The organism is Veillonella parvula, from assembly GCF_018378075.1.
GTDB lineage: Bacteria > Bacillota > Negativicutes > Veillonellales > Veillonellaceae > Veillonella > Veillonella parvula_K.
In genome coordinates this window covers 86,405-95,558 of the sequence record NZ_JAGZYE010000007.1, presented here as the reverse complement: position 1 = coordinate 95,558, position 9,154 = coordinate 86,405, and the positions used below count along the sequence as shown (strand labels likewise).

The window sequence follows — 9,154 nt, the reverse complement described above, 5'->3', positions numbered from 1 at the left end:
CGAACACAGTAGTTAAGCTCATAAACGCCGAAAGTACTTGGCTGGAGACGGCCTGGGAGGATAGGAAGCTGCTGATTAACGAAAAGAAAAAGGTCTACCGAATGGTAGGCCTTTTTCTTTTTGCTCATCTTCGACTAGCTAACCCTGCTAGAACCGTCTCCAGCCAAGGTTGTAGAAGTATTGTCTATGTGTATTTATTAATAAGATGGCGTGGGAAAAGTAGGGCAGTAGAAGATGGAGGAGTGAAACGACGACAGATTCACTGCATCACTTTCTTCCGAACGTAAGATTTACCGAACTGCGAAGCAGTGAAGGAAAATCCACAGTGAGGAAGCAAGTAGGGCAAGGGAAAAGTAATTAGGATTAAACGAAGTATGGGGCCCACACATCACTTTCTTCCGAACGTAAGATTTACCAAACTGCGAAGCAGAGAAGGGAAATCCACAGTGAGGAAGCAAGTAGGGCAAGGAAAAAGTAATTAGGATTAAACGACGTATGGGGCCCACACATCACCTTTTTCCGAACGTAAGCTGTACAGAACTGCGGAGCAGTGAAGGTAAATCCACAATGAGCATTGATAGGAATTTAAGTTTAGTTGTAGAAAAAATGATCTTTTTTTATACGTCTATTTTCTTGATACTTTTATTAAAAATATGGTATTCTCATTGTGTATGTAAGTCGATGGGAGTGATTATTTTATATGTATAAATATGGCAAGAGCTGCATTAAAAAGTTGTTATATTGTATTGCAATATGTATTGCAATATGTATTGCAATCTTAGCGGTTTCTATTGGAGTTATGTGGGGTCTGTCTTCAGATTACAAGTTATATGGTGTACCAGTACTTAATTACCATCAAATAAATGATGAGAAACACTCCGCTTTAACATTGCATGTGGATCAGTTTAAGGAGCAGATGGAATACCTCCATAATCATGGGTATAATACGATTACATTGAATCAGTTGTATGATTATTTACAAAATGGTTCGGATTTACCAGAGAAGCCTATAGTAATAACATTTGATGATGGTTATGTGGATAATTATGAACATGCACTGCCTATATTAAAAGAATATAATATGAAAGCTACTTTGTTCATGATTAGTGACGCTGCCAATACGCCTGGTTTTGTAAATACTGCACAAATGCACCAAATGGAGTCTGCTGGTTTTGACATTCAAGGGCATACAAATCATCATAAGATACTAACTCATATGGATCCTACGGAATTGCCTGATGCCATTCTCGGTGGTAAAACATCTATGGAAGGTATCTTAGGAGAACCTATTAGTTACTTGGCCTATCCTGGTGGTTTTAATGATATGCTCGTTCAATATGTTACTAAACAGTCGGGGTATAAAATGGCTTTCACAGTCCAACCAGGAACAGTAAAGCCAGGGGATAATTTATATGCTCTAAATCGACTAGCTGTATTCCAAGGAGATACACCGTATTTATCTTTCTGGTTGCGCCTACATTGTGCACCGTTTATTAAGTATACATGGGCATTGCGTGATACATTACGCGATAATGGATGGCCGATATTGGCGTCTGTTATGCCTTTATTTTAGGAGGAATTATGTCTTACGAAGTTGTAGCAAGACCATTACGTGTTGCAGTGTTAACTGTATCTGATACTCGTACATTAGAAACTGATAAGGGGGGCAACAAGGTTCAAGAATTTTTGGAAAAAGCAAATCATATTGTAGCAGATCGCAAAATTGTCATTGATGATTGTGATGCTATAATAAATGCTATGACACCATGGTGTAATGATGAGTCTATTGATGTCATTATATCTACAGGGGGAACTGGTATTGCTATGAGAGATGTTACCATCGAGGCTGTAAATAGCTTATATGAAAAGCATATTCCAGGTTTTGGTGAAATTTTTAGATATTTATCCTATACGGAGGATATTGGAACAAAAGCAATGGCATCTCGTGCGGAAGCTGGAGTTAAGAATAACACTTTGATGTTCTCTATTCCTGGCTCTGTTGGGGCTGTCACCTTAGCGATGAGCAAACTCATCATTCCTGAAATGGGTCATTTGGTGCGCGAAATTACAAAATAATATATATGGAGACTGTTCTTTTGAGAGCAGTCTTTTTATATATGATGACAATCAATATTTGATGGATATAAAAGTAGGTAATTGATCCATAAAATATGAGCATGAGAAGTAAGTGAATTAATTTATTTTGTTTAAAACAATACCATTGCAGTATTGTTTTATTTCATTTATACTAGATTTAGTAATACGTTTGTCCGAGTGCATGAGAAAGGAGACTTTATGAAGTTAAATCAGGCCACGGATTATGCATTTCGCATGGTCTTGCATATGGCGCTACTACCTTCGGGATCGAAGATAACTGGTGCTGTATTGGCTGAGCAAGAGTTGATTCCAGAACGCTTTTTGCTCAAGATTATGCGTAGTCTCATTGCAGCAGGAATTATGAAATCTTTCCGCGGTGTAGATGGTGGGTTTGCCCTGAATCGAAGCCCTCAAGAGATCTCGTTGCTTGATGTAATTAGAGCCGTAGAAGGGGATGCGTATTTACAACGTTGTTTATATGATGTAGGTTCTTGCTCTAAGTCTTGTAAGGGGCATTGCGCTATAAATGAAGCAATGGGCGTGATTCAGCATCAATTGGTCAATCAGTTGGAAGCGGTTAATTTTAAGACCCTTGCCCAACGAGAACAGTTGATTATCGCTGAGGCTTGAGCTTTTTTTTATAGTCGCAATGATGCAAGGTTTTTTGTAAAAGCTCGTCAAGTGATGTTAGTATTTTATTCTAAGGAGGAAAACACATGTTTGAAGCTGTAGATTTAGCCCGATTGCAATTCGCGCTAACATCTATCTATCACTGGTTATTTGTGCCGTTCACACTAGGTATGACAGTGATTGTTGCTGCTTTAGAGTGGACCTATGTGTCAACTGGTAAAGAAGTATACAAAAAAATGGCTAAGTTCTGGGGCAAATTGTTCCTAATTAACTTTGCTATGGGTGTGGTGACTGGTATTGTTCAGGAATTCCATTTCGGTATGAACTGGGCAGAATATTCTCGTTTTATGGGTGACATTTTCGGCGCTCCATTGGCCCTTGAAGCATTAATGGCATTTTTCTTGGAATCTACATTCATGGGCGTTTGGATTTTCGGTTGGGATCGCTTACATAAATGTGTTCACGCCCTTGTAGCTACATTTGTAGCATTAGGTACAAATCTATCTGCGTTCTGGATTCTTGTAGCAAACTCTTTTATGCAACATCCTGTAGGTTTTGTATTACGCAATGGCCGTGCAGAGATGGAAAACTTCTTGACCATCGTTCAAAATGGTTATGTACCAGGTCAATTTTTCCATATCGTATTAAATGGTCTATTGACAGCAGGCGTAATTATCATGGCAATCAGTGCATGGCACTTATTGCGCAATAATGCAACAGAGTTCTATCGTCGCTCTGCTAAATGGGGCATGGTTATCGCCCTTGTGTTCGGTACTTTAGGTGCATTGGCAGGTCATCACCAAGGTCAATACATCACAAAAGTACAACCTATGAAAATGGCTGCTATGGAAGCTTTGTGGGAAACACAAGATCCAGCTCCATTCTCTTTGGTAGCTAACATTGATACGAAGGCACAAAAGAATACAAGTGCTCTTGAAATTCCTGGTGGTTTATCCTTCTTGACTCAAAACTCCTTTACGTCTGGTAAGGTAGAAGGTATTAAAGACCTTCAAGCAAAAGCGGAGGCTCAATATGGCCCTGGTAACTATATTCCAGATGTTCCAGCAATCTTCTGGACATTCCGTGTCATGGTAGCATCTGGCTCTCTCATGTTACTTGTTGCCTTTGTAGGTCTTATCCTAAATGCAAAAGATAAACTTGTTGAAAATCGCACATTCTTAAAAATTATGTTCTGGATGTTGCCATTGCCATTCATCGCTCACTCCACTGGTTGGTTTGTAGCGGAAGCAGGTCGTCAACCATGGCTTGTATATGGCTTGCAATTGACTGCAGATGGTGCGTCTAAATCCGTAACGGCTCCAGAAATTATGACTACAATCATCGGCTTTACACTTGTGTATATCGTGGCTGCTATCGCGGCTATCTACCTTGCTGTAGAACACATTAAAAAAGGTCCAGATGGCAACCCATCTCATGATGTAGTTGAAAAAGAGGAGGCGAGATTATGGAATTAATTTTTAATAACCTTGAAGTGGTATGGTTTATCTTAATTACTGTACTATTTGCTGGCTTCTTCTTATTAGAAGGTTTTGACTATGGTACAGGTATTTTGTTACCATTCATTGGTAAAACTGACGTTGAACGTCGACAAATGATCAATGCCTTAGGTCCTGTGTGGGATGGTAATGAAGTTTGGATGATTACTGCTGGTGGTGCATTATTCGCATCCTTCCCTCATGTGTATGCTACATTATTTAGTGGCTTCTACTTGGCTCTATTCTTGATGCTTGCAGCTCTTATTATTCGTGGTGTATCCTTTGAATTCCGCTCCAAGAGCCCTAATTTGTTATGGCGTAAAACATTCGACTACTGCATCTTCTTTGGCTCTTTGATTCCTGCATTATTGTGGGGCGTTACAGTTGGGAACTTGATTCAAGGTACTCCAATTGATGCAAGTATGACATATGTTGGTACATTCTTTGATTTATTAAGTCCTTACACAATACTTTGTGGTATTGCTTTCATTTTGGTATTTACATACCATGGTGGCTTATTTACTTCTATTAAAACAGCTGGTGCTGTTTCTGAACGTTCTCGTGCTGCTTCTTTGGTAGTAGGTGTTCCTACAGCTATCGGTGCATTAGCATTGGTAGGTGCAACTTACGTATATACAGATTTGTTTAATTCTATATTAGCTGTAGTTTGCTTTGCATTAACTATCGTGTTCTTCCTCATTTCTTGGGGCGCAGCACGCACTCGGAATACAAAATGGGGGTTCCTATTCAGCTGTTTATCTGTTGTTTCTGTAACAGCTGCATACTTTGCAGGTTTGTTCCCTCGTATTATGGTTTCTTCATTGAATCCTGAGTGGAGCTTGACTATTACTAATGCAGCTAACTCTACTTATACGTTGACTTTGATGACTTGTGTAGCCTTCGTATTTGTGCCAATTATTTTGGTTTATCAATCTTGGGTATATTGGACATTCCGTCATCGTGTAACAGAAAAAGATTTACACTATTAATAGCATAGCTTTACAACTTATGTAAGTTGTAAAAATTAGGTCTTAATGTGAGGCGTGCCGTAGCGGCACGCCTCTTTTTTGTGGTAAGATGATATATAATATTGATAAATTTAGATTCACTTGGACTTTTTTAGGCCTATTTAAAGGGATTTAAATTTGTTTGATTTTATATATTTAAGTTGATTTACCATAGAGGATAGTATGATACAGCGTACCGCATTTAAAGCGCTGCTAGAACATAAAGGGCGGCTTGGATTACTCGGTTTAACCTGTTTAATAGAAAGTCTGTCAATTGTTGGGCAAGCCTGGTTCTTTGGAACCTTAATAAATAATCTTATATTTTTGGAGCATACACTAGCTGACGAAACGAACACCATTATTTATTTGTTTATTGCTATTATTGTGAGATTGGTGGCTCATTATGTTCAAGAGGCGGTAGCAAATCGTTTGGGGAGTGCTGTAAAAGCATCCTTTAGAGAACGCTCTTTGGAGCATATGTTTAAGCTCGGTATACAGCATAAGGAACGTCATGGCGATGTCATCCATATGCTTACCGATGGTTTAGAACAAGTAGATGCTTACATAGCACGTTACATTCCGCAGATTTTATATGCTATTATGATTCCTCTTATTATGGGGATTGTCATTGTAAATACATTGCCAATAATTGGTATTATTTTGATTGTTACGGTGCCTTTAATTCCATTTTTTATGATCTTGATTGGGAAGCAAGCTGATCGATTAAATAAGGAACAATGGGAACGTATGAGTTTCCTATCAGGGCATTTTTTAGACGTATTGCAAGGGATTACTACGCTAAAACTCTTTGGTCGTGCAAAAGATCAAATTAAGGTTATTGGTCGATTATCTCAAGAGTTTAAAGACTCTACTTTACGAGTATTGAGGGTGGCCTTTTTATCCGCTTTAGTGCTTGAGTTAGTGAGTACGATTAGTACTGCTTTGATTGCGGTATATTTAGGCTTAACTTTATTAGATGGTGAAATTACATTCTTCCCAGCCTTCTTTATTTTATTGTTAGCTCCGGAGTTCTATACCCCATTTAGACAATTAGGGGCTGCTTTCCATACGGGGATGGCAGGGAAAACATCTATTCTGAAGTATGAAGAATTCATGCAGCGTCCACCTTATTTACCAGTAGGTGGTGAGTCTAAACTTGATAAGCCTATACAGGAAATTGCAATTAAAGATTTAACTTTCACCTATAAAAATAGTGAGAATGGGGTACACCACATTACGCTGCAGGCTGAACGTAATGCACCTATTATGCTCGTTGGTGAAAGCGGAGCTGGTAAATCTACTATGGCCCATATTGTTGGAGGGTTTTTACAGGCTCCGAAAGGAACAGTTACTATCGATGGCATTGATATATGTGATTTAGATATCAACTGGTGGCGTCAGCAAATTATCTATGTATCTCAACATCCACATATTATGAAAGGGTCCTTGCGAGAGGTCTTATCCTTTGGTATGGATGTAAGTGATGCAGAGATTCTTGATGCGTGCAAAGAAGTTCAGCTATTAGATGTTATTAATCGAGAACAAGATGGGCTTGATGCGGTTATTGGTGAAGGTGGGTTAGGTCTTAGTGGCGGCGAGCGGCAACGTATTGCTTTAGCTCGTGCATTCCTCCGGAAGGGTCAGGTATTGATTCTTGATGAAGTGACAGCACATCTAGATGTAAAAACAGAAGCCATTATAAGTACGGCTATTCAGCGTTTGATGGAAAATAAGATTGTCATCATTATTGGGCATCGATTACAAACTATGCATTGGGCATCTAAACTATATGTCTTGAAAAATGGATCAATTATTCAAGAAGGTTCTTATCATGACCTACTTCAAGAAGCGGGTTATTTTAAAGACCTTGTTACATCTGGCTTAGGGCAATTATCAGCAACTCTTGAAGAACCATTGTATATTGGAAAACAATTTGATTCAGAGAATACATTGGTCGTAGATAAACCTATCAATGGCACAGAGCATTTTGTTAAATCTGTTAAATATACTGAGACTTTTAAAGATAATGCAAAAGGTTCTAATATGAGCTTACAAGGTTGGAAGTTGTTGTTTTCTGTATTGAGTCCCGCTAAGTGGTCATTAGTATTGGCCTTGCTATTTACATTCTTAACAGTGTTTATGAATGTGGGGCTTTTGACAGTATCCTCTTGGCTATTGGCATCTGCCGCACTGCAACCAGGACTTACTTATTTAAGTCTTGCAATCGTAGGAGTTCGATTCTTCGGTGTTAGTCGTGCTGTATGTCGTTATTTTGAGCGCTATACATCTCATCGCATGGCATTCCAAGGACTCTATGGCTTGCGCTTGTGGTTTTATGCTCATTTGGAACCATTGGCACCTGCTATACTCAAACGGTTTGGGGCAGGTGATATGTTGGGACGCATCATGGGGGATATAGAGGTATTACAATTCTTCTACTTGCGCACTTTGATTCCACCCGTAGCAGCCGTTGCCTTGACTATATTGATTGCATATGGAGTTTCTACAATTGACAATAGTTTGATTATACCTATTCTTTTGTCGGCCTTCGTATTAGGTGTAATAGTACCTTTGGTTGTTTATTTGTATAATAAAGAATCTTTACGTAGGATTGGGCCTCAACAAGGCGATTATAAAGCGCTTTTAAGTGATACTATGGATAGTCTGGAAGATGTGATTAGTTATGGCAACGAAGACATGGTATATAAGCGTATTCAGCATATGATGCGCAATGTAGATGCTCAAAAAGGTACTATTGAGCGGGGCATGAATATGGGTAATACACTATTCATAGGCGGCGTTCAGTTAACTGTAGTTATTGTAGCTATTATGGCCTCTAATGCGTTAACAGGTGCTTGGGCTAGTGTTATGGTAGCGGTGGCTGCCATTGGTACACAGGCTTGGTTTGAAGCGTTACAACCTATGATTGCTGCTGTTCATCATGGTGCAGAAAGTAAAGTTGCCACAAGTCGTCTCATGGCTCTCAGTAATGAACCGATATCTATTGTAGAACCTATATCACCAAAATCATTTAACCCTAATGATGATATTATTTTTACAGATGTATCCTTTGGGTATGATGAATATCGCCATATTTATGAGAATCTCAGACTACATATTCAGCAAGGGAAATCCATTGCTATCGTTGGTGCTAGTGGGTCTGGCAAGACGACATTATTTAATATGCTTGAGAGGTTATATGATTATGGTGGATCCATTCGTATAGGCTCGGTGGAGTTGAAAGATATTTCAATTGATACTTGGCGTAATGCATTGGGGACTATAACTCAAGATACGTATATTTTTAATGCTTCCTTTAAGGATAATATACGCCTTGCAAGACCTGAAGCTTCTATGGCGGATTTAGATCAAGCCATTAACCGTGCATCATTGCGATCGGTAGTTGAAAAATTACCAGAAGGTATGAATACGATTGTAGGGAGTGGAGGGCAAGGTTTGAGTGGTGGTGAACGTCAAAGAGTTGCATTAGCTAGATTGTTCTTGCGCAATCCTAAAATCGTTTTATTAGATGAACCTTTAGAGGGCTTAGATCAAGTAACGAGAAAAGCTTTACATCGTGATTTGATGCATTATGTAGAGGGTAGGACATGTCTATATATTACACATCAATTGGAAGGTTTAGAACAAATGGACCGAATCTTGTTTATGGATAAAGGTCAAATTGTTGAAGATGGTACGTATGAAGAATTGATAGCTCTTCGAGGTCATTTCTATGAATATTGTTATTTATCCATGGCAAGTATTCAATAAAACTAAATATCATTTAAAGTATCTATTATTAATGCTTAATTATAGATTTGGACAATGTTTAATATTACGTTGCAATTTAAGATCTATTATGAATATTAAATTATAATAAGAGCAATATTAAACTACATTAATGAAGCCCCTTTTGCTATGCAA

General features: G+C 38.6%; 7 protein-coding genes. All 7 read left to right on the top strand.

Features of this window, described 5'->3' with window-relative positions:
- On the top strand, window positions 1–287 hold a 287-nt coding region (locus KH286_RS07595; protein WP_278617806.1), incomplete at its 5' end, for a hypothetical protein.
- A gap of 413 nt (window positions 288–700) precedes the next feature.
- Window positions 701–1,573 (top strand): polysaccharide deacetylase family protein, encoded by an 873-nt coding sequence (locus tag KH286_RS07590; protein WP_278617805.1) that lies wholly within the window; start codon window positions 701–703, stop codon window positions 1,571–1,573.
- Window positions 1,574–1,581: 8 nt separating this feature from the next.
- Entirely contained in the window at window positions 1,582–2,076 is a 495-nt protein-coding gene (locus KH286_RS07585) for a MogA/MoaB family molybdenum cofactor biosynthesis protein (protein ID WP_156696943.1), read from the top strand.
- A 219-nt stretch (window positions 2,077–2,295) separates the two neighbouring features.
- Window positions 2,296–2,727, top strand: coding sequence for an RrF2 family transcriptional regulator (locus tag KH286_RS07580; RefSeq protein WP_021147851.1), 432 nt, complete (start codon window positions 2,296–2,298; stop codon window positions 2,725–2,727).
- A gap of 86 nt (window positions 2,728–2,813) precedes the next feature.
- The gene (locus tag KH286_RS07575; RefSeq protein WP_278617804.1) at window positions 2,814–4,202 is read left to right on the top strand and encodes a cytochrome ubiquinol oxidase subunit I; all 1,389 of its coding nucleotides are present in this window, start codon (window positions 2,814–2,816) and stop codon (window positions 4,200–4,202) included.
- Window positions 4,193–5,212 (top strand): cytochrome d ubiquinol oxidase subunit II, encoded by a 1,020-nt coding sequence (gene cydB, locus KH286_RS07570; RefSeq protein ID WP_278617803.1) that lies wholly within the window; start codon window positions 4,193–4,195, stop codon window positions 5,210–5,212. Before KH286_RS07575 ends, cydB begins: the two co-directional genes overlap by 10 nt.
- A gap of 201 nt (window positions 5,213–5,413) precedes the next feature.
- The gene (gene cydD, locus KH286_RS07565; protein WP_278617802.1) at window positions 5,414–9,001 is read left to right on the top strand and encodes a thiol reductant ABC exporter subunit CydD; all 3,588 of its coding nucleotides are present in this window, start codon (window positions 5,414–5,416) and stop codon (window positions 8,999–9,001) included.
- Window positions 9,002–9,154: the final 153 nt, after the last annotated feature.

Coding starts and splice junctions, on each gene's coding strand:
- cydB (WP_278617803.1), top strand. CDS start 4,193: ATGGAATTAATTTTTAATAACCTTGAAGTGGTATGGTTTATCTTAATT.
- KH286_RS07575 (WP_278617804.1), top strand. CDS start 2,814: ATGTTTGAAGCTGTAGATTTAGCCCGATTGCAATTCGCGCTAACATCT.
- KH286_RS07580 (WP_021147851.1), top strand. CDS start 2,296: ATGAAGTTAAATCAGGCCACGGATTATGCATTTCGCATGGTCTTGCAT.
- KH286_RS07590 (WP_278617805.1), top strand. CDS start 701: ATGTATAAATATGGCAAGAGCTGCATTAAAAAGTTGTTATATTGTATT.
- KH286_RS07585 (WP_156696943.1), top strand. CDS start 1,582: ATGTCTTACGAAGTTGTAGCAAGACCATTACGTGTTGCAGTGTTAACT.
- cydD (WP_278617802.1), top strand. CDS start 5,414: ATGATACAGCGTACCGCATTTAAAGCGCTGCTAGAACATAAAGGGCGG.